The following is a 20,738-nucleotide window of genomic DNA, read 5'->3' on the forward strand; positions in this document are numbered from 1 at the left end:
TGCGTGGATCAACAGCGGAACAAGACCGGCCTCTCATGGGCCGGCCCCGTTCGGCTACAGCCGGATGTAGAGGCGGCGGCCCGCCGCGCGGAAGCCGATCCGCTCGTAGACCCGCCACGAGTCGTCACCCGACGCTTCGAGCCAGGCCAGGTCGGCGCCCGACTCGAAGATCTGCCGGCTGAGCGCGGCCGCGATGGCCCCGCCGAGACCGCGACGCCGGTAGGGCGCCCGCACCCCAATGCCCGCGATCTCGCTGACCCCGCCGCCGGGTGGGACTGCCTGGCCCGCACCGACGCAGGTGCCGTCCGAGGCGAACGCCGCCATCTCGAAGCCGCCCTGCTGCCGCAGCGTTTCGAGACGGTCGACGTCGACGTCGCCCACCTCGAACACATGACCGAATGCCTCGCCCTGGGCGGCGACCATCGCCGCCCGCTCGGCTCGGTTCTCCGGTTGTCGCACGACGAAGCCGTCGACCGGCGGCGGCGAGACGAAGGATTCGGGCGAGCAGGTCAGGAACTCGTGCCGCTCCTCAACCATGAAACCGGCCGCGAGCAGCAGCTCCTCAAGGCCGGGGGTGCAGTTCACGACATACTCCAAACGGGGCCGTCGTGACGCGGAGCGGAACGCGCTCACCAAGCTCTCGACGTCGGAGGCGGTGATCTCCGTGCCAGGGCGTGGTGTCGCGTAGTTGATGTTGGGACTGTCGGTCGCCGGGTCGAAACCCAGGATAAACGGCCCCGATTCAACGGCGGCCGGACGGCGGGAGAGGTTGGTGACGACAGACTGCTGGATGCGAAGATCCACAGACAAAGCGGAAAGTCCTTTACGGCATGAGAAATGGAATCACGACAAGACGTCGGACCGCCGCGACAGGCGGCCACTGGGCACACCCGTGATCACAGGCTTCATTCCCTCATGCAGAAGACGCCCGCACGCGCTGCGCGAGCGCCCAAAGATTACCAGGATCAGCGGCAACTTGACCTTCGCGATATGTCATCGTGGTCGTGCCCCTCATGACGAAACCCGGCCTGCGGGCAGCCTGATTTACGCGGTGTGCCCCGGCCCGTCGCCGTGCCCACGACCGGGCGGCCGCACATACTGCTCGCGATCCTGCCAGCTGAGCGCCTATCAGACCCGGACCGCTTCACCCAATCAGTCACCCATCGGCCGGGGCGTTTTCCCCTGATCCGGGCTACTGCTCGCTTGTTCGTTGTGCCTCGGCGAGAGCGTCGCGCAGAGCGGTGGCGTGACGGGATCTCCGTATCCTGAGGTACTCGGGTGGCCGCAGAAAGTCGAGTAGCCGCCCAGGCGAAGCCGTAACAGAAAAAGAAAGAAATTCCACCCGAGCGAAGCGAGGCTCTCCAGGGAGCGCGAGGGGCGGAGCCCTTCGCCAGGGAGCGAGAGCGACCCCGGAGCGCAGCGACGCAGGGACGCGAAGCGGCCAGGGGGAGCGCGAGGGGGCGAAGCCCTCTCGTATCGGGGGGTTCGGGGGGTCGTCCCCCCGTGTAAACGACGAAGGAGACCGTGGGGAAGTTGGCCGAAGGCCAACAACCACAGGTCTCCTACTCTCCGAGTGGGGCTACCAGGACTTGAACCTGGGACCTCTTCCTTATCAGGGAAGCGCTCTAACCGTCTGAGCTATAGCCCCTCGTCAACCAGCTAGTGCGTGGCGACGAGGTAAAGCTTACCGTGTTCCGCGGTGTGGTCGCACCGCGGAATCACGACTGCGACTACTCGGCTTCGGAGAAGGTCACTTCGACGCCGCCCACGAGGTCGGCGCTCAGGTTGTAGATCACGGCCCCGAGCGTGGAGAGCGCCGTGATGAGCACGACGTTCACCGCGCCGAGGAGAGCCGTGTACCCCAGGATCCGCACCGGCTCGAACCACGTCGCGATGTTGAACGAGGCCGCGGCCCCGCCCTCGCCCTGGGTCAGCTGGTTGACCGCCTGGACGAACGCGTCGAAGACGCCCATGGCCGACAGCACCCCGTAGAGCACCGCCACGGCCACGAACAGCACGACGAAGCAGACCAGGGAGACCACGAAGCTGAACTTCATGGCCGACCACGGCTCGACCCGGCGGAGCACCAGGTGGGCCTTGCGCGGGGCCCGTCCGGAGGAGTCCTTCGGGGCGGAGGAGGTGCCGATGACGGGCCGTTCGGCCGTCACCGGCTCGACCGGCGCCGGACGGGACGCGGTCACGATCGGCTCGGGGGCCGAGACCGGCGTGGGCAGGCGGGGCGCCTTGTAGGCGGCCGTCGGCTCGTCGCCGGCCGGGTGCTTCTGGTCGCCGTTGGACGACTGGGGCCGCGACCACGGCTTGTTGTCGTTGCCCACGGGGCGGATGCGGACGGTGGAGTCGTCGGTCTTGGAAGGCTCGTCCCTGGGAAGGTCACGGCCGGTCTGAGGCGCCTTGGGCGTCTCCCGCTTGGGGGCCTGGGCAGGCCCCTGGGCCGGCGTCGGCCCAGCGGTCTTGGGGGTCTCGGCCGTGTCGTCGTTCTTCTCGTCGTCGATCCGGGCGGATACCCCGTCGCGCATCGACGACGAGGCAGCCGAGGTAGACGCGGGTTTCTTGGCCGCCCCGGTGTTCTTCGTCTTGCCCGAGTTGGTCATTGCTCGTCTCCTGCCCCGTTCTCAGTCTCCACCGCTTCGGCAGTCTCCAACGCTTCGGCGTTCCGGGCTAGGGCCACCACGCTGTCGCCTTCCGCGAGATTCATCAGTCTGACCCCCATCGTCTGGCGGCCGGACTGCTTGATCTCGGCGGCACTGGTCCTGATCACTCCACCGGCTGAGGTGATCGCGAAGACTTCGTCCTCGGGTCCCACCATGACCGCTCCGACCAGCTTGCCACGGGCACTGACTATTTTCGCCGTCAGTACGCCCTTTCCGCCCCGGCCTTGCAGCGGATAGTGCTCAACCGGTGTGCGCTTCGCATACCCGCCCTCAGTGGCGATAAGCACATCGTCGCCATGGCTCATGACATTCATGGCCAGAAGTTCATCTCCGTCGACGAACCGCATACCGATCACGCCGCTGGTGGCCCGGCCCATGGGACGGAGGGCCTCGTCGGAGGCGGTGAAGCGGATCGCCTGGGCGTTGCGGGAGACCAGCAGCAGATCGTCTTCCTCGGAGACCAGCCGGGCCGCGATGACCTCGTCGTCTTCCCGGAGGTTGATGGCGATCAGGCCGCCGGACCTCGGGGAGTCGTACTCGGAGAGCCGGGTCTTCTTCACCAGGCCGCTGCGGGTGGCCAGGACGAGGTAGGGCGACACCTCGTAGTCGCGCAGGTCGAGGACCTCCATGACCCGCTCGTCGGGCTGCATCGCCAGCAGGTTGGCGAGGTGCTGGCCGCGGGCGTCGCGGCCCGAGTCGGGCAGCTCGTAGGCCTTGACCCGGTAGACGCGGCCCTTGTTGGTGAAGAACAGGAGCCAGTGGTGGGTTGTCGTGACGAAGAAGTGCTCGACGATGTCGTCCTGGCGCAACTGGGCGCCGCGAACGCCCTTGCCGCCGCGCTTCTGGGCCCGGTAGAGATCGGTGTTGGTGCGCTTGGCGTAGCCGCCGCGGGTGATCGTGACGACCATCTCGTCTTCGGCGATCAGGTCCTCGATGGACATGTCGCCCTCGTACGCGATGATCTCGGTCTTGCGCTCGTCGCCGTAGCGGCTGACGATCTCCCCGAGTTCCTCGCCGACGATCTGGCGCTGGCGGAGGGGGCTGGCCAGGATCTCGTTGTACTCGTTGATCTGGACCATCAGGTTCTCGTACTCGTCCTGGATCTGCTGGCGCTCCAGGGCGGCGAGCTTGCGGAGCTGCATGTCCAGGATGGCCTGGGCCTGCGTCTCGTCGATCTCCAGGAGGTCCATGAGGCCCTGCTGGGCGGCCGAGGCCGACGCCGACTGGCGGATCAGGGCGATCACGTCGTCGAGCCGGTCGAGGGCCTTGAGCAGGCCGCGCAGGATGTGGGCCCGCTCCTCGGCCTTGCGCAGCAGGTAACGGGTCCGGCGGACCACGACCTCGATCTGGTGGCCGATGTAGAACTTGACGAACTGGTCGAGGCGCAGCGTGCGGGGCACGCCGTCGACCAGGGCGAGCATGTTGGCGCCGAACGTGGTCTGCAGCTGGGTGTGCTTGTAGAGGTTGTTCAGCACGACCTTGGCGACCGCGTCGCGCTTGAGCACGACCACGAGGCGCTGGCCGACCCGCGACGACGACTCGTCGCGCACGTCGGCGATGCCGTTGATCTTGCCTTCCTTGACCAGCTCGGCGATCGACAGCGCCAGGTTGTCGGGGTTGACCTGGTAGGGCAGCTCGGTGATCACCAGGCACTGGCGACCCTTGTTGTCCTCTTCGACCTCGACGACCGCGCGCATCGTGATCGAGCCGCGGCCCGTGCGGTAGGCGTCGTCGATGCCGCGCTTGCCGACGATGAGCGCCCCGGTCGGGAAGTCGGGGCCCTTGACCCGCGCGATCAGCCCTTCGAGGAGCTCTTCGTCAGTGGCCTCGTAGTTCTCCAGCGCCCACCTGACGGCCTCGCCGATCTCCCGCAGGTTGTGCGGCGGGATGTTGGTCGCCATGCCGACCGCGATGCCGGCGGCGCCGTTGACCAGCAGGTTGGGGAACCGCGACGGCAGCACGACGGGCTCCTGAGAGCGCCCGTCGTAGTTGGGCTGGAAGTCGACGGTCTCCTTGTCGATGTCCCGCAGCAGCTCCATCGCGATGGGCGCGAGCTTGCACTCGGTGTAGCGCATCGCGGCGGGCATGTCGTTGCCGGGCGAGCCGAAGTTGCCCTGCCCGTCGACCAGCGGGTAACGCAGCGACCACGGCTGGGCCAGGCGCACCAGGGTGTCGTAGATCGAGCTGTCGCCGTGGGGGTGGTAGGAGCCCATGACGTCACCGACGACACGCGAGCACTTGAAGTAGCCGCGGTCGGGGCGGTAGCCGCCGTCGAACATCGCGTAGAGCACCCGGCGGTGCACCGGCTTGAGACCGTCGCGCACGTCGGGCAGGGCACGCGAGACGATGACCGACATCGCGTAGTCCATGTAGCTGCGCTGCATCTCGGACTGGATGTCCACCGGTTCGATGCGGTCAGCCGGCGGCGGGCCCGGAGGCAGGTTAACTTCCGTCACGTCAATCCTTCACAGGGTGGGGTTCGGCTGCCGCGGTCTAGACGTCGAGGAAGCGCACGTCGCGCGCGTTCCTGATGATGAACTCCCGCCGGGGGGCGACGTCCTCGCCCATGAGGACGCTGAACATCTCGTCGGCCTGGGCGGCGTCGTCGAGGGTGACCTGGAGCAGAATCCGCGTCTCCGGGTTCATCGTGGTCTCCCACAGCTGGTTGGCGTTCATCTCGCCGAGACCCTTGAACCGCTGGATGCCGTCGTGGGCGCGCGGGTCGCGCTTGCCGCGGGCGATGCCCTCTTCGATGATCGCGTCGCGCTCGCGGTCGGAGTAGGCGTAGGACGCGTCCTCGCCCTTCCGGTCCCACTTGATCTTGTAGAGCGGCGGCTGCGAGAGGTAGACGTGACCGGCTTCGATCAACGGCCGCATGAACCGGAACAGCAGGGTCAGCAGCAGCGTCGTGATGTGCTGGCCGTCGACGTCGGCGTCGGCCATCAGGATCAGCTTGTGGTAGCGGAGCTTCGAGATGTCGAACTCGTCGTGTACGCCGGTGCCGAGCGCCGTGATGAGCGACTGGACCTCGGTGTTCTTCAGCACGCGGTCGATGCGCGCCTTCTCGACGTTCAGGATCTTGCCGCGGATGGGCAGGATCGCCTGGAAACGCGAGTCGCGGCCGCCCTTGGCCGAACCGCCGGCCGAGTTGCCCTCGACGATGAACAGCTCACACTTCTCGGGCTCGCTCCACTGGCAGTCGGCCAGCTTGCCCGGCAGCCCCGAGCCGCTTTCGAGCAGCGACTTGCGGCGGGTCAGGTCACGGGCCTGACGTGCGGCGATGCGGGCACGGGACGCCTGGAGCGACTTGCTGATGATCTCCTTGGCCTCGCCCGGGTTGCGCTCGAACCAGTCGCGCAGGTGGTCGTTGCAGGCCTTCTGGACGAACGACTTGGCCTCGGTGTTGCCCAGCTTGGTCTTGGTCTGGCCCTCGAACTGCGGCTCGGCCAGCTTGACCGAGATGATCGCGGTCAGGCCCTCACGGACGTCGTCGCCGGTGAGGTTGTCGTCCTTGCCCTCCTTGAGGAACTTCTGCTCGCGCGCGTACCGGTTGACGATGGTCGTCAGCGCGGCCCGGAAGCCCTCTTCGTGGGTGCCGCCCTCGGCGGTGTTGATCGTGTTGGCGAAGGTGTAGACCGACTCGGAGTAGGAGGCGTTCCACTGCAGGGCGATCTCGACCGAGATGCCCTCGCCGTGCTCCTCGAAGTCGACGACCGAGTTGTGCACCGCCTCCTTCTTGGAGTTCAGGTGCTTCACGAAGTCGGACAGGCCGCCCTCGTAGTAGTAGGTGATCTCGGTCGGCTCCTCTTCGGCGCCGTGGTCGGGACGCTCGTCGCGGATGACGATCGTCAGGCCCTTGTTGAGGAAGGCCATCTCCTGGAACCGGCGCGAGAGCGTCTCGAAGTTCCAGGTCGTCGTCTCGAAGATGTCGCCGTCGGCCCAGAACGTGATCGAGGTGCCGGTCTCCTCGGTGGGCTCGCCCTGGATCACCTCGGTGACGGGCTTGGAGCCGACGTACGACTGGCGCCACTCGTAGCCGTCACGCTTGATCACGGCTTCGAGCCGGGACGACAACGCGTTGACGACCGAGAGGCCCACGCCGTGGAGGCCGCCGGAGACGGCGTACGACTTGCCGTCGAACTTGCCGCCGGCATGGAGGACGGTGAGCACGACCTCGAGGGTCGGCTTCTTCTCTGTGGGATGCTCGGCGACCGGGATGCCCCGGCCGTTGTCCACGACCCGCACGCCGTTGTCGGCGAGCAGGGTGACCTCGATGGTGTCGCAGTGACCGGCCAGGGCCTCGTCGACGGAGTTGTCCACAACCTCGTACACAAGGTGGTGGAGACCACGCTCTCCGGTCGAGCCGATGTACATACCCGGGCGCTTGCGAACCGCCTCAAGACCCTCGAGAACGGTGATTGAGCCTGCGTCGTAGGACAAGTGCGAAATCCTCCTGCCGCGGACACGCGGCAGGAAACATAGGATGGCTGCCTGCCGTGCCCGTCACCGTCGTGAGTGCCCCGATGCGCTCACCCTGGGGAATCGGCTCGCCACGGCCGGGGTGACACGCAAACGGACGTGTCCTTAAGTCCACTTTCATTCTACCGGCTCTCGGAGCCTCAGGTGGCATTGACGGGGGCTGTGATGCCCTCTAATACGATGATCTTGGTTTTGGTGTGACACCCCGGACCCTGGGGTTCAGCGCGCCAGGCGCGATTTCGGGCCGGTGCAAGACTTTTCCACAAGAGTCATGCCGATCTTGTGGAAGCCCGCGTCAGCCGAAAGTGTCACCCGGTCCTCGACTCCCCTTCACCCTGATGTGGCCCGCCTGTCGCGGCGGTGCGAGGTTGGGCCCGCGGACCTTCACGGCGGTGACCGTGCCGTCCCCGAGTTCCTCGTTCAGCCTTCTGACCAGCGTCGGAGCGAGCAAACGCACCTGGGTGGCCCAAGCGGTCGAGTCAGCCGAGACGATGACCTCGCCGTCTTCGAACGCCTCGGGACGGGTGTGCAGCCCGAGCTCGGCCCCGACGATCTCCCGCCAGCGCCCGAAAACCCCGCCGATCGCGACCGGTTCCTCCCACCCTCGGGCGGCCAGCAGGTCCTGGATCGCGGCCCCGAAGAGCATCGGATCGCCCGAGTCGCGCTTCGGCCCGCCCTTCTTCTTCCTGGGTTCGGTACGCGGAAGCTGGCCCCGCCGCTGGGCGTCGGCTTTGGCCTGGGCGAGTTTTTCGCGCGCGAGTGCGGCGCCTTTGGCGTTGGAAGCCCGCTGCCCCTCAGACGGAATGTCAACAGCCTGTGGATAACCGGCCGACGGCGCGTCACCAGCGTTCTGTGGATTGCCGGGCGTTTGCCGATCTCCACGCCGCCCCTGTGGATATCCAGGTCCCTGTGGATGGTCACCCGACACCGGTCACGCTCCCCTCGGTGACGTCGAAGCGGGCGCCGCTCAGTTCCCTCGGCACGTCCTCCGCCACCGCCGCCGTGATCAGCACCTGCTCCGCCGGGGCGACGATCTCGGCCAGCCGCCGGCGTCGCTGGGCGTCGAGTTCGGCGAACACGTCGTCGAGGATGAGCACCGGATCGCCCCCTTCGGAACGCAGCAGGTCGTAGGCGGCCAGCCGCAGCGCCAGCGCGAACGACCACGACTCCCCGTGGCTGGCGTAACCACGCGCAGGCAACTCGCCCAGCCGCAGCAGCAGATCGTCGCGGTGCGGCCCCACGAGGGTGACCCCCCGCTCGATCTCCTGCGCCCGCGCCTCGGCCAGCGCCTGTCCCAACCGTACGGCCAGTTCCTCGCGGTCCGTCCCCAGGTCGGCGTCCTCTGTGGAAAACCACCGGTAGTCGATCTGCGCCGGCACGGAACCGGGCGCCAGTTCCGCATAAGCCTTGGCCACCAGGGGCCGCAGGTTTTCCACAAGGTCGAGCCGGGCCGCGAGCAACTCGGCGCCGTGGCGGACCAGGTGGGCGTCCCAGACCTCCAATGTGGACAACACGTCGCCGGCTCCGGCCGAGGCGAACGCCGCGTCGTCCATCTGCCGCCTCGGGCTCCGGCGGCGGGCCTGGGAGGCGGTCCGGAGCAGGGCGTTGCGCTGCTTGAGGGCACGGTCATAGTCGGCCCGGACGCCGGCGAACCGGGGGTGGCGGGCCACGAGGAGGTCGTCCATGAACTTGCGGCGTTCGGACGGGTCGCCCTTCGACAACGCCAGGTCTTCGGGGGCGAACAGCACGGTCCGCAGCACGCCGAGGGCGTCTCTGGCCCGCGACACCGGCGCGCGGTTCACCCGGGCGCGGTTGGCCTTGCCCGGGTTGATCTCCAGCTCGACCAGCGCCCGTCTCTGGTCGCGCTCGATCACGGCCCGGATCACTGCGCGGGGGGCGCCGTGGCGTACCAGAGGAGCGTCGGTCGCCACCCGGTGCGAGGCGTGCGAGGCGACGTAACCGATCGCCTCGACCAGATTGGTCTTGCCCTGCCCGTTGGGCCCGACGAAGGCGGTCACCCCGGGTTCGAGCGCCAGCTCGGCGGTGGGGTAGGACCGGAAGTCCGTCAGCGACAGGTGGGCGGTGAACATGCCGGTAACGGTAACGGGCTCCCGCCGTGAAACGGGAGCCCGGCCGAGATCAGGAGCCGTTGGCCTCGGGCATGGTGCTGTCGGCCGCGCCGGGGGCGTCGGCGCCCTTCTCGTACGAGCCCTCGGCGGCCGTGACGGCGTGGCCGCCGAACTGGTTGCGCAGCGCCGCGACCATCTTCATGGCCGGCGAGTCTTCCTGGCGTGAGGCGAAGCGGGCGTAGAGCGCGGCCGTGATGACCGGCAGCGGCACCGCGTGGTCGACCGCCGCCTGGACGGTCCAGCGGCCCTCTCCGGAGTCCTGGGCGTAGCCCTTGAGGTCTTCGAGGCCGGGGTCTTCGTCGAGCGCGCGGGTGAGCAGGTCGAGCAGCCAGGAGCGGATGACCGTGCCGTGACGCCAGCTCTTGAACGCTCCAGGGACGTCGGTGACGATGTCGGTGGCCTCGAGCAGCTCCCAGCCCTCGGCGAAGGCCTGCATCATGCCATATTCGATGCCGTTGTGGACCATCTTCGCGAAGTGGCCGGCGCCGATCGACCCGGCGTGGACGAAACCGTCCTCGCCCTCGGGCTTGAGCGTGTCGAAGATCGGCCGCAGATGGGCGATGTCCTCGGGCTGGCCCCCCGCCATCAGCGCGTAGCCGTTCTTCAGGCCCCACACGCCGCCGGAGACGCCGACGTCGACGAACTTGATGCCCTTCTCGGCGAGTTCCTTGCCGTGCTTCTGGTCGTCGACGTAGTGGGAGTTGCCGCCGTCGATGATCACGTCACCGGCGGAGAGCGCGTCGCTCAGGGACGCGATGGTCGCCCGGGTGGGCTCACCGGCCGGGACCATCACCCAGACGGCGCGCGGCGCCTCCAGGCGGTCGACGAGCTCCTTCAGGCTGCCGACGTCGCTGACGTCGGGGTCGCGGTCGTAACCGACGACCTCATGGCCACCGCGGCGCAGCCGCTCGGCCATGTTGCCGCCCATCTTGCCCAGGCCGATCATGCCGATCTGCATGAGAGCACCCCCTCAGGGTTCCATCTACGGTCACGCGATTCGCCTACCCGACCCGAGGGTTGATCATACGGATTCGGTCAGCTTGAGAGGCGAATGGGCATGATCAGGTAGCGGTAGTCGGGTATGCCCCCATCTTCCACAGGCTTTCCACCGGTGAGGATGGCGGGCTTCGTCGAGGTGGTGAACTGCAGGCGAGCAACGTCGGAATCGATCGCGCCGAGACCTTCGAGCAGGAACTGGTGGTTGAAGGCGATGTTGATCTCGCCGCCGTCGAAGTCGACCGGCAGGACTTCCACAGCCTGTGCCTCGTCGCCGCTGCCCGCTTCGAGCACGACCTCGTCGCCCCGGAAGGCCAGCCGGACCGGGGTGTTGCGCTCGGCGACCAGGGCCACACGCTTGACGGCTTCGACGAAGGAGCTGGTGACCAGCTCGGCGCGGGCCGAGAACTCGGTCGGCAGCAGCGAGCGGTACTTGGGGAACTCGGGGTCGAGCAGCCGCGTGGTGGTGCGCCGGCCGGAGCTGCTGAAGCCGATCATGCCCTCGCCGGTGCCGCCCACGGAGCTCAGGGCGATCTCGACCTCGGCGCCGGTGACCAGCGACTTGGCGGTGTCGGCGAGGGTCCGGCCCGGGATCATCGCGATGGCCTGGAAGTCGGGCTGGTCGGGCTGCCACTTGAGCTCGCGGACGGCCAGCCGGTAGCGGTCGGTCGCGGCCAGCGTGACCGTGTCGCCGTCGATCTCCATCCGGACGCCGGTCAGCATCGGCAGGGTGTCGTCCTTGCCGGCGGCGGTGGCCACCTGGGCGACGGCCGAGGCGAAGATGTCGCTGCCGACCCGGCCCGCGGCCGGCGGCATGGCCGGGAGCGAGGGATAGTCCTCCACCGGCATCGTCAGCAGGGTGAACCGGGCGGTGCCACAGGTCACGACCGCCTTGGCGCCTTCCACCACGAAATCCACAGGCTGTGCGGGAAGCGCCCGGGTGATCTCGGCGAGCAGGCGGCCCGAGACCAGCACCACGCCGGACTCGCCGGTCTGCAGGTCGAGGGTCACCTCGGCGGAGACCTCGTAGTCGAACCCCGAGAGCTTGAGCTGCTGGTCGTCGGTGACCTCGAGGCGCATGCCGGCGAGGACCGGCACCGAGGGCCGGGCGGGGAGGCTGCGTGCCGTCCACGCGACGGCTTCGGCGAGCACGTCTCGGTCGACCCGGAACATCACGTGGATCAGCCTCCTGTGGTGGGTGGGACGGCGTCGGGCGGTGATGGCTGGGGGCGGCGACGCGGTGGCGCTGAGGTGTGACTGCCCATCTTCGTCGCTTGCCGGGAGGTGTCAACTCCGGGATTTTTTGCTCCGGCCCGAGCTCGAAGGTTGCTCTTGACTTTCCTCTAGGTAGAGATATCGGTCGTCTTAATAGGCGCTGTGGAAATGTGGAAGAACCCCTATAACCGCAGGTCAGCGGCCGGATTTTTGTCCACAGCACCTGTGGACGACCTGGGGATTACTCAGCGCGTGCTGGGGATAACTTTTAGTTACCCACAGGCCGTCCACAGGTTTGCACCCAGTTATCCACCGGTTACCCACAGCTTATCCACAGGTTCTCCACATGAGACACGCCCGACACGGAGTGTGTTTTTTCCACTACCCACAGGTCATCCACAGCGCGTCCACAGGTTATCCACCGCTGGAGGGGGGCTTCTCCACAGGTTGTCCACAGAACTGTCCACAGCCCGGTGTGGCCTGTTGATCTATGAGTTTCCAGCGCGCGACGAATTACACCTGTGTTCCGTGATCCACAGAGTTATCCACAGGCTGTGAATCAAGAGGTGCGTGCGCGCTGCTTGATCCGGGTCGTCAGCTCGTTGACCTGGTTGTACATCGAGCGCCGCTCGGCCATCAGGGAGCGGATCTTCCGCTCGCTGTGCATAACAGTGGTGTGGTCACGGCCGCCGAACTGGGCGCCGATCTTCGGCAGCGAGAGGTCGGTGAGCTCCCGGGCCAGGTACATGGCGATCTGACGGGCCACCACGAGGGCCCGCGACCGCGATCCGCCGCACAGGTCGTCGAGCGAGACGCCGAAGTACTCCGCGGTCGTCGACATGATGAGCGCGATCGTGATCTCGGTGCTGGAGCTGTCCTCGGTGATGAGGTCCTTCAGCACGATCTCGGTCAGCCCGATGTCCACCGACTGCCGGTTGAGCGACGCGAAGGCCGTCACCCTTATTAGTGCGCCTTCGAGCTCACGGATGTTGGTGGCGATCCGGCTGGCGATGTACTCCAGCACGTCGGGCGGCGCGGCCAGGCCCTCCTGGATCGCCTTCTTGCGCAGGATCGCGATGCGCGTCTCGAGCTCGGGCGGCTGCACGTCGGTGATCAGCCCCCACTCGAAGCGGTTGCGGAGCCGGTCCTCCAGCGTGACGAGCTGTTTCGGCGCCCGGTCGCTGGAGATCACGATCTGCTTGCTGCTGTTGTGGAGCGTGTTGAAGGTGTGGAAGAACTCCTCCTGCGTCTGCTCCTTGCCCTCGAGGAACTGGATGTCGTCCACGAGGAGGATGTCCACAGCCCGGAACCGCGCCCGGAACCCGTCGGCCTTGTGGTCGCGGATGCTGTTGATGAAGTCGTTGGTGAACTCCTCGGAGCTCACGTACCGCACCCGCGCACCTTCATACAGGCTCTGCGCGTAGTGACCGATGGCATGGAGAAGGTGCGTCTTCCCCAGCCCCGAATCCCCATAGATGAAGAGTGGGTTGTACGCCTTGGCCGGCGCCTCGGCCACCGCGACCGCCGCCGCGTGGGCGAACCGGTTGCTCGCGCCGATGACGAACGTCTCAAAGGTGTACTTGGCGTTCAGCCGCGCGGGCTCACCCGGCTTGCCGCCGGAGGGCCGGGGCGGCGCCTTGTCGTTCTTCTCCTCAGCCTGTGGATACTGCGTGTACGGCTGCTCGGCGGGCGGCGGCGCACCTGGGACTCCCTGTGGGCGACCCTGTGGAAAATCAGCCTGCTGCTCTGTGGGCTCCTGGTGAAAGCCCTGGCCGAAGCCTTGCGGAGATTGCACAGGCTGTTGAAAGCCATGATCCCCAGGCTGGGGAAAACCACCGGAACCGGTGGGCTGGGGATAACCGCCGGGGGTCCCGGCCTGGGGAAAACCACCCGACGGGGTGCTCTGGGGATACCCGGGCGTACCGGTCTGGGGAAAAGCCGGACCGCCACTCTGGGGAAAACCACCCGGACGGCCGTAGTTCTGCTGCTTGGGTTCCGCCTGGGTCGCGGTCGGATCGACCATCACCGCGATGCGGACCGGCCGGCCGAACTCCTGCGACAGCGCCTGCATGATGAGCGGCCGCAGCCGCACCTCGATGACCTCTTTGGCGAAGTCGTTGGGGGCGGCCAGCAGAATCGTGTCGTTGATCAGCCCGGACGGCTGCGTCATCTGCAGGAACGCGCGCTGCTGACCCGAGACTCCCTGGTCGAGGAGTGTGGTGAGCGCTCTCGCCCACAACTGGTTGAGGTCGACGCCGTCCACCGTTCGGCACTCCTCCCTGACGCGGTCCCCATGATCGCTCGCCGCGTGTCGTTATCCACACCCGCCTCGACCGGTCTGGTCCCGGTGGCGCCGGCCCCCGCTGTGACTATCCACAGAAGATCCACAGGAGATCCACAGGTGCTCTGGGTGTGGAGGGAAGGGCTGGACGCCTGACAGTAGCGGTGTGCGCGACCTGCGTTCAAGACGTTGTCCACAGCCTACTGGCACCCGTTGCCCACAGGATGTGGATGACCAAGGACCGTGTGGATAACCCCACAGCCTGTGGAAAACTAGGGGTGCCGGTTTGACCATTCGGGCGTCTACCCCGTAACGTGACCCGGTCGGCTTTCTCGGGACGGCTCTTTCGCATGCCCTGTGCCCGGTGGGCCGTAAACTTTGGTCTAATCGCCCTAACGACAGGGCACATCTAGCCTGGAGCCCATCGTGAGCAAGCGTACTTTCCAGCCGAACAACCGCCGTCGCGCGAAGACCCACGGCTTCCGGCTGCGCATGCGCACCCGCGCCGGCCGCGCCATCCTGGCCGCCCGCCGCCGCAAGGGCCGTCACGACCTCACCGTCTGACCGGCACTTCGTAGCAGCCCCGCCCGCCGTCACCTCTGACGGCGGGCTACTTGTTAAGGAAGTATCCGGTGCTCCCGCCCGCTTCCCGCATGCGCAAAGGCGAGGAGTTCGCCGAGGCGATCCGGCGCGGGCACCGCGCCGGTAGACCCTCCCTGGTCGTCCACTTCACCGCTGTGGAGGCCGACGAGGCCCCGATCGTCGGGTTCGTCGTCAGTAAGGCCGTGGGTGACGCGGTCACCAGGAACAGGGTCAAACGGAGACTCAGACACCTGATGCGGGCACGTCTGCACCTCCTTCCGCGAGGTAGCCTGCTGGTGGTACGCGCCAATCCACCGGCCGCGTCCGCGCGCAGCGAGCACCTGGCCGCCGATCTCGATGTCGCGCTCCAGCGACTGATCCGGCGGCCGCGGGATGGACGGTCATGACAACCGAGCAGCCCCAGCCGGTCACGCCGGTCTCGACGGCTGCCCGCGTATTGATCGTCCCGATCAGGTTCTACCGGGCGTTCATCAGTCCCCTCCTGGGGCCTCGATGCCGCTTCTATCCCTCTTGCAGCGCGTACGGTCTCGAGGCGATCGCCGTGCACGGGGCGCTGCGCGGGGTGTGGTTGACCATCCGTCGCATCGGCCGATGCCATCCCTTCCACCCCGGCGGGTTCGATCCCGTGCCCCCTCGACCCCACGACAAGCAAGGGAGCTAGCTCGGTGGAGCTGTCCTGGCTGAACTGGCTGTATACGGCCATCGCCTGGGTGATCACCCATATTCACAACTTCTACAGCCTCGTCCTCAGCCCCGATAACGGGCTGAACTGGGCGCTGACCATCATCACGCTGACCGTGCTGATGCGAATCCTGATCTTCCCGCTCTTCCTGAAGCAGATGCGCTCCTCGAAGAAGATGCAGGAGCTCGCGCCCAAGGTCCAGGATCTGCGCAAGCGTTACAAGAACGACAAGCAGCGCATGAACCAGGAGGTCATGCGCGTCTACCAGGAGGCGGGCGCCAACCCCCTGGGCGGCTGTCTGCCGGTCATCGCGCAGTTCCCGATCTTCATCTCGATGTTCACCGTGCTGAACGCGATGGCCCACGGCCAGCCCCGCTTCGGCATGACGCAGGAGCTCGTCGACAGCGCCCGCGCCGCCCACATCTTCGGCGCCCCCCTCCCGGCGACCTTCTTCACCAGCGCCGCCGACATCGAGAAGTACGGCGCCGACCCGGTCATCGCCAAGATCGTTCTGGTCATCTTCGTCGCGATCTCGTCGCTGACGACCTTCCTGACCGTCCGGCAGAGCGTGACCCGCTCGATGGCGCAGATGCCCGACAACCCCATGGCGCAGCAGCAGAAGATCCTGATGTACATCTCGCCGCTGTTCGCCGTGTTCTCCCTGAACTTCCCGCTGGGCCTGATCCTCTACTGGGTCACCACCAACGTGTGGACCCTCGGCCAGCAGCACTGGTTCTACAGCCGCAACCCGATGCCGCAGTTCGACGCCAAGGGCAACCTGATCCCCGTCGAGGTCAAGCCGGGCTTCTTCGCGCGCTTCCGCAAGACCCCGCCCGTTTCCGAGCAGCCGGCGGAGCCAGAGCCTAAGATCGTCCGTCAGCAGCCGACGCGCCAATCACGTAGCAAGCGGACCGGCAGCAAGAAGTCGTGAGAGGGAGTTCCCACGTGACCGAAGCCGAGGAGACCGTCAAGGCGGCTCCGAGCGTCGCCGCCCTGGAGCAGGAGGGCGAGATCGCCGCCGACTACGTCGAGGGGCTGCTCGACATAGCCGACCTCGACGGCGACATCGACATGGACGTCGAGGGCGACCGCGCCCTCGTCTCCGTGATCGGCCTCAAGGGCGGCGACCTGGTCGGCCCCGGCGGCGAGGTCCTGGAGGCCCTCCAGGAACTGACCCGCCTGGCCGTCCACCGGCAGACCGGCGAACGCTCGCGGCTGATGCTCGACGTCGCGGGTTACCGCGAGCGCCGCCGCGAGGAACTCACCAAGATCGGTGTCGCCGCCGTCGACGACGTCAAGTCGTCCGGCGAGCCGAAGGCCCTCAAGCCGATGACGCCGTTCGAGCGCAAGGTCATCCACGACGCCGTCGCCGCCGCCGGCCTGCGCAGCGAGTCAGAGGGGGAGGAGCCCCGGCGTTTCGTCGTGGTCCTGCCCGCCTGACACTCCCGCCTGTGGAAACCGCCGCCCCGTCCCGGGTCGGCGGTTTTCTTTGTCTGTACGGCTTACGCCTGCACTTTTGGCCTGCCGCGCACAGTTGTCCACAGGACACACACCGCAGTATCCACAGGTTTATCCACAGGCTTCCTGGCCGTCGTCCACCGCCCGATACCCTACGAGGGATGACCGAAGAAATGAGCAACCAGCAGCCCCCCGAAGCCGCCATCGCGGTGTTCGCGGGTGACGCCTTGGCCCAGGCGGAAACGTATGCCTCCCTGCTGGCCGGGCCGGGGGTGGTGCGTGGGCTGCTCGGCCCTCGGGAAGTCCCTCGGATCTGGGATCGCCACCTGTTGAACTGTGCCGTGATCGCCGAAGCGGTGCCGCCCGACGTGAAACTCGTCGACATCGGCTCGGGCGCGGGCCTGCCGGGCATCGTCCTGGCGATCGTCCGCCCCGACGTGACCGTCACACTCCTTGAACCGTTGCTCAGGCGCACCGTCTTCCTCGAAGAGTGCGTCGAGACCCTCAAGTTGCGCAACGTCGAGGTGCTCCGCGGCCGCGCCGAAGAACTGAAGGGCAAACGCACCTTCGACGTCGCCACCGCCAGGGCCGTCGCCCCCCTCGACCGCCTGCTCTCCTGGTCGCTCCCCCTGCTCCGCGAGGGCGGAGAGCTCCTGGCCATGAAGGGGGAACGGGCTGCCGAAGAATTGGCGGGCGCCGACACCCAATTGTCCGCTCACGGGGCAAAGACGGCCGAGCTTGTCACGGTCGGGCGCGGTAAAGTCGATCCGCCTGCAACTCTGGTCCGCGTCATCGCCGGCGCCGGTTCACGAGCTGCACAGCGCCGACGTAAGAGGTAGTCGCGGTCGGGCCGGGAACGATCGAACGACCTGTTGAATCAACCCGGGACGACCCGAAAGACTCGCGGCGACGCGACGAGCGCGGCCTGATGGGGGTGGGGCCGCACTCCCGCTCCGAACCACCGGCCAAGGCCGGTCGAAAGGACGACCAAGGTGTCCCAGCCCCCGCTAAGCCCCGGTGATTCCCCGCTGGTTCGAGAGGCACTGAGTTCTGTGGTTTCACGTGAAACAGCCGCGCCCGGCAAGCCGGCCGCCGACGGCCCCGTCGGATACTCCGCCCGCCGCGACGGCGACTGGCCACGCCCGCCCAAGACCCGAGTGATCTGCATTTGCAACCAGAAGGGCGGCGTGGGCAAGACGACCAGCGCCGTGAACCTGGCCGCGGCCCTCTCGATGCACGGCCTGCGGGTCCTCGTGGTCGACCTCGACCCGCAGGGGAACGCCTCTACGGCATTGGCCACCGAACACCGAGCCGGGACACCTTCCATTTATCAGGTCCTCGTGGAAGACCTTCCGATGGAGTCGATCGTGACCCAGGTCCCGGACATGCCGGGCCTGTTCTGCGCTCCGGCGACCCTCGACCTGGCCGGCGCGGAGATCGAACTGGTGCCGATGGTGGGCCGTGAGACCCGGTTGCGGCGCGCGTTCGCGGCGTACGAGTCGGCGCAGATGGACTACATCCTGATCGACTGCCCGCCGTCCCTGGGCCTGCTGACGGTCAACGCCCTGGCGGCCGCACAGGAAGTCTTGATCCCCATCCAGTGCGAGTACTACGCCCTGGAAGGTCTGACCCAGCTCCTCCAGAACGTCGAGCTGGTCCGCGTCCACCTGAACCAGACCCTGAACGTGTCGACCATCCTGCTGACGATGTACGACGGCCGCACCCGCCTGGCTTCCCAGGTGGCGGAGGAAGTCCGCTCCCACTTCGGCGCCACCGTGGTCGACGCGGTCATCCCCCGGAGCGTCCGGGTGTCCGAGGCGCCCAGTTATGGCCAGTCGGTCATGACCTACGACCCGGGTTCGAGCGGCGCGATGGCCTACATGGACGCGGCACGAGAGATCGCGTACCGCGGTGCCGCTGTCGCGGAAGCGTGAACCTGTAGCCTCTTACAATCGTGCGCGGCGTTTGAGAAACGACGCGGCGTTTCGGTACGACGGGCTGACGGAGATCAGCCATGCGGCGTTTCGGTGCGGGTGAGGAGCAAGGGTGAGTCAGCAGCGTCGGGGGCTCGGCAAGGGTTTGGGAGCCCTCATCCCCACCGGCCCCATCGTCGACCCGTCGGTCGTCGGCGTGCCGGCCCCCACCCCACCGGGTGACAGGGAACTGATCCCGGTGGCCGGGGCCTACTTCCACGAGATCGCCGTCACCCAGATCATCCCGAACCGCCGCCAGCCCCGAACCGTCTTCGACGAAGACCGCATCCGCGAACTGGCCGACTCCATTGCAGAAGTCGGCCTCCTCCAGCCGATCGTCGTCCGCGCCGCCGGCGTCGACGAAGACGGCAGGGACCAGTTCGAACTCATCATGGGCGAACGCCGCCTCCGCGCCAGCCGCCTGGCCGCCCTGGAGCGCATCCCCGCGATCGTCCGCAGCACCGGCGACGACGAGATGCTGCGCGAGGCCCTGATCGAGAACCTCCAGCGAGAGCAGCTCAACTCCCTGGAAGAAGGCGCGGCGTACCGCCAGCTCCTCGACGACTTCGGCGCCACCCACGAGCAACTGGCCAGGAAGATCGGCCGCTCCCGCTCCCACATCACCAACACCCTGCGCCTGCTGAACCTCCCCCCGAACGTCCAGCGCCGCCTGGCAGGCGGTTCGATCACCCCCGGCCACGCGAGAGCTCTCCTGTCTCTGGACAGCCCGGAAGCCCAGGAACGCCTGGCGACCCGAATCGTGGCCGAAGGCATGACGGTCCGGACGGTCGAGGAGATCGTGTCCCTGGGGGAGGCGACGGCCGGTCCCGCGCCGCGGAAGCCGAGAACGAAGCAGCCGGTGGCACCGGCACTGCGGACGCTGGCGGATCGGCTGTCGGATCACTTCGAGACCAAGGTGAAGGTCGATTTAGGGCGTCGGAAAGGGCGGATCGTGGTGGAGTTCTCCACGATCGACGACCTTGAGCGCATCATCGGAACGATGGCACCGGACGCGGCTAACCAGATGCGGGAGCAGGAGAGCGACTAGGTTTCACGTGAAACAGCTCCCTTGGACGTGAGTCCGGGGGAGCTGTTGCTTTCCGGAGGCAGGGAGCTTAGTCGCCGGGAAGGACATGGTTTCACGTGAAACCGAGACCGGATTTCTGACGAGACAGGTGGCTCCCGTTCTCTTGCGGGCGCCACAGCGGGCTTGAGCGACCTTGTCTTTTGCCCTCGCTGGCAACGGCGGGGCCAGGGGGAGGCGAGCAGGTGAGTGTGACATCTCCCGTCGCGGGACCCCAACCACATCGTCCCCGAGTCGGCCGGTGGCTAGCCTCCTGGACGACCCGATAGACGGCACGCCGTGGGCGCACCAGCACGGTGCTCGCAGCCCCATGCCGACGGACACTTCGGGTCGCTCTCACGGTCGCCAGCAGCGTGAGGAGCGCGGCGAGTCCATAGGCGGAGACAAGGAACGGCCCAAACCGAGACGGCCTGGCAAGGCGGTAGGCGGCAGCCTGGCCGCCGCGACCGCGCCCGACAGGTTGCCGATCTCGGCCCCGGTGATCGACTTCCTGCTGTCGCATCCAAGCGGGCAGACGATGCACACCGCCGGTTCAGCCCGGTACATGTGGCAGACAGCCAGAACACGGAGCCTTCTTCTCGAAGGGCTTGGCTCGGAGCGGAAAAACTCTGAGCAGAAGGGAAGGCGCATGGAGATGCGGCATGAAGGGGCGCCTTCCTGTGACCACTCATCAGCGCTCACCAGCCATCGACTGGACCTCTGGGGCGGCACTGGAGGGTAGCCCGAGGCGGCGAGCCCACGTGAAGCTGAGCACAGCAGCAGCGTCGCTTGCTAGCGAAGGCCTTGTCGGGCTCAGCAGCGCTCCAGCCCTGGCGCTTGCACCGACATTGGCGCGACCCCACTTGCTCAATGGCAAGGCCGACTGAGTGCTCGGGGACGAACCTCGATCGCGAAAACGTGTGAGTCGGCATAGGCGTGAGCTTGGGCAGGGGCACCTCCCGAGAAACGTGTGGGTCCGCGCAGGCCTCGGCCTACGCAGGGGTACGTCCCGCGAATGACGCAGCTGTGGCTGCGCCGTATGTATATATGAACACGGGCAGCGAGCGTCTCTGGATGAGCGCCCATTTGCTACACGTGAGGCGCTGCACCGACGATGAGGTCGTGAGGCCAAGTTGAGGATTCCGGTAGATCTCTCACCCCGGTCGAGCCTGCTGGTCGAGACAGCA

At 67.2% G+C, this 20,738-nt stretch carries 17 protein-coding genes and 1 tRNA gene; 8 read left to right on the forward strand and 10 right to left on the reverse strand.

Annotated elements, in window-relative coordinates:
• Positions 1-54: 54 nt before the first annotated feature.
• From AW271_RS29625 to dnaA, 10 genes are all read right to left on the reverse strand, one after another.
• Positions 55-804: a GNAT family N-acetyltransferase gene (locus AW271_RS29625; protein ID WP_062340906.1), complete on the reverse strand. Its 750-nt coding sequence runs from the start codon at positions 802-804 to the stop codon at positions 55-57.
• A gap of 770 nt (positions 805-1,574) precedes the next feature.
• A tRNA-Ile gene (locus tag AW271_RS29630) sits at positions 1,575-1,648 on the reverse strand.
• An 82-nt stretch (positions 1,649-1,730) separates the two neighbouring features.
• Positions 1,731-2,612, reverse strand: a complete 882-nt coding sequence (locus AW271_RS42600) for a DUF3566 domain-containing protein (protein WP_245653268.1) — start codon at positions 2,610-2,612, stop codon at positions 1,731-1,733.
• Complete coding sequence (gene gyrA, locus AW271_RS29640; RefSeq protein WP_062340907.1) at positions 2,609-5,128, reverse strand: DNA gyrase subunit A; 2,520 nt, start codon at positions 5,126-5,128, stop codon at positions 2,609-2,611. The genes AW271_RS42600 and gyrA overlap by 4 nt, the downstream gene beginning before the upstream one ends.
• Before the next feature lie 37 nt (positions 5,129-5,165).
• Positions 5,166-7,112, reverse strand: a complete 1,947-nt coding sequence (gyrB, locus tag AW271_RS29645; protein ID WP_083977443.1) for a DNA topoisomerase (ATP-hydrolyzing) subunit B — start codon at positions 7,110-7,112, stop codon at positions 5,166-5,168.
• 334 nt (positions 7,113-7,446) lie between these two features.
• Positions 7,447-8,079 carry a DciA family protein gene (locus AW271_RS29650; RefSeq protein ID WP_083977445.1) on the reverse strand — a complete coding sequence of 211 codons (633 nt, stop codon included), beginning with the start codon at positions 8,077-8,079 and terminating at the stop codon, positions 7,447-7,449.
• On the reverse strand, positions 8,069-9,241 hold the full coding sequence (gene recF, locus AW271_RS29655) for a DNA replication/repair protein RecF (RefSeq protein ID WP_062340909.1): 1,173 nt from the start codon (positions 9,239-9,241) through the stop codon (positions 8,069-8,071). Before recF ends, AW271_RS29650 begins: the two co-directional genes overlap by 11 nt.
• A 49-nt stretch (positions 9,242-9,290) precedes the next feature.
• Positions 9,291-10,238 carry a phosphogluconate dehydrogenase (NAD(+)-dependent, decarboxylating) gene (gene gnd / locus AW271_RS29660; protein WP_062340910.1) on the reverse strand — a complete coding sequence of 316 codons (948 nt, stop codon included), beginning with the start codon at positions 10,236-10,238 and terminating at the stop codon, positions 9,291-9,293.
• Between the two features lie 77 nt (positions 10,239-10,315).
• The gene (gene dnaN / locus AW271_RS29665; RefSeq protein WP_062340911.1) at positions 10,316-11,452 is read right to left on the reverse strand and encodes a DNA polymerase III subunit beta; all 1,137 of its coding nucleotides are present in this window, start codon (positions 11,450-11,452) and stop codon (positions 10,316-10,318) included.
• Positions 11,453-12,050: 598 nt separating this feature from the next.
• Positions 12,051-13,589: a chromosomal replication initiator protein DnaA gene (gene dnaA / locus AW271_RS29670; RefSeq protein ID WP_439649016.1), complete on the reverse strand. Its 1,539-nt coding sequence runs from the start codon at positions 13,587-13,589 to the stop codon at positions 12,051-12,053.
• Between the two features lie 609 nt (positions 13,590-14,198).
• Here dnaA and rpmH point away from each other — a divergent pair.
• The 8 genes from rpmH to AW271_RS29710 all read left to right on the forward strand — a co-directional run bounded on the left by rpmH (position 14,199) and on the right by AW271_RS29710 (position 19,536).
• Positions 14,199-14,336 carry a 50S ribosomal protein L34 gene (gene rpmH, locus AW271_RS29675; protein ID WP_155339926.1) on the forward strand — a complete coding sequence of 46 codons (138 nt, stop codon included), beginning with the start codon at positions 14,199-14,201 and terminating at the stop codon, positions 14,334-14,336.
• A gap of 68 nt (positions 14,337-14,404) precedes the next feature.
• A complete protein-coding gene (rnpA, locus tag AW271_RS29680; protein WP_062340913.1) occupies positions 14,405-14,761 on the forward strand; it encodes a ribonuclease P protein component in 357 nt (118 codons plus the stop codon).
• The gene (gene yidD, locus AW271_RS29685; protein ID WP_030452601.1) at positions 14,758-15,036 is read left to right on the forward strand and encodes a membrane protein insertion efficiency factor YidD; all 279 of its coding nucleotides are present in this window, start codon (positions 14,758-14,760) and stop codon (positions 15,034-15,036) included. Before rnpA ends, yidD begins: the two co-directional genes overlap by 4 nt.
• Positions 15,037-15,040: 4 nt before the next feature.
• The gene (gene yidC / locus AW271_RS29690) at positions 15,041-15,988 is read left to right on the forward strand and encodes a membrane protein insertase YidC (RefSeq protein ID WP_062340914.1); all 948 of its coding nucleotides are present in this window, start codon (positions 15,041-15,043) and stop codon (positions 15,986-15,988) included.
• A gap of 14 nt (positions 15,989-16,002) precedes the next feature.
• Complete coding sequence (locus AW271_RS29695; RefSeq protein WP_062340915.1) at positions 16,003-16,497, forward strand: Jag family protein; 495 nt, start codon at positions 16,003-16,005, stop codon at positions 16,495-16,497.
• 179 nt (positions 16,498-16,676) lie between these two features.
• Positions 16,677-17,354, forward strand: coding sequence for a 16S rRNA (guanine(527)-N(7))-methyltransferase RsmG (gene rsmG / locus AW271_RS29700; RefSeq protein WP_062340916.1), 678 nt, complete (start codon positions 16,677-16,679; stop codon positions 17,352-17,354).
• A 213-nt stretch (positions 17,355-17,567) separates the two neighbouring features.
• Positions 17,568-18,449: a ParA family protein gene (locus AW271_RS29705; RefSeq protein ID WP_062340917.1), complete on the forward strand. Its 882-nt coding sequence runs from the start codon at positions 17,568-17,570 to the stop codon at positions 18,447-18,449.
• Positions 18,450-18,561: 112 nt separating this feature from the next.
• The gene (locus AW271_RS29710) at positions 18,562-19,536 is read left to right on the forward strand and encodes a ParB/RepB/Spo0J family partition protein (RefSeq protein WP_062340918.1); all 975 of its coding nucleotides are present in this window, start codon (positions 18,562-18,564) and stop codon (positions 19,534-19,536) included.
• Positions 19,537-20,738 lie beyond the last annotated feature (1,202 nt).

The organism is Herbidospora sakaeratensis (assembly GCF_001570525.1).
Taxonomy (GTDB): Bacteria; Actinomycetota; Actinomycetes; order Streptosporangiales; family Streptosporangiaceae; genus Herbidospora; species Herbidospora sakaeratensis.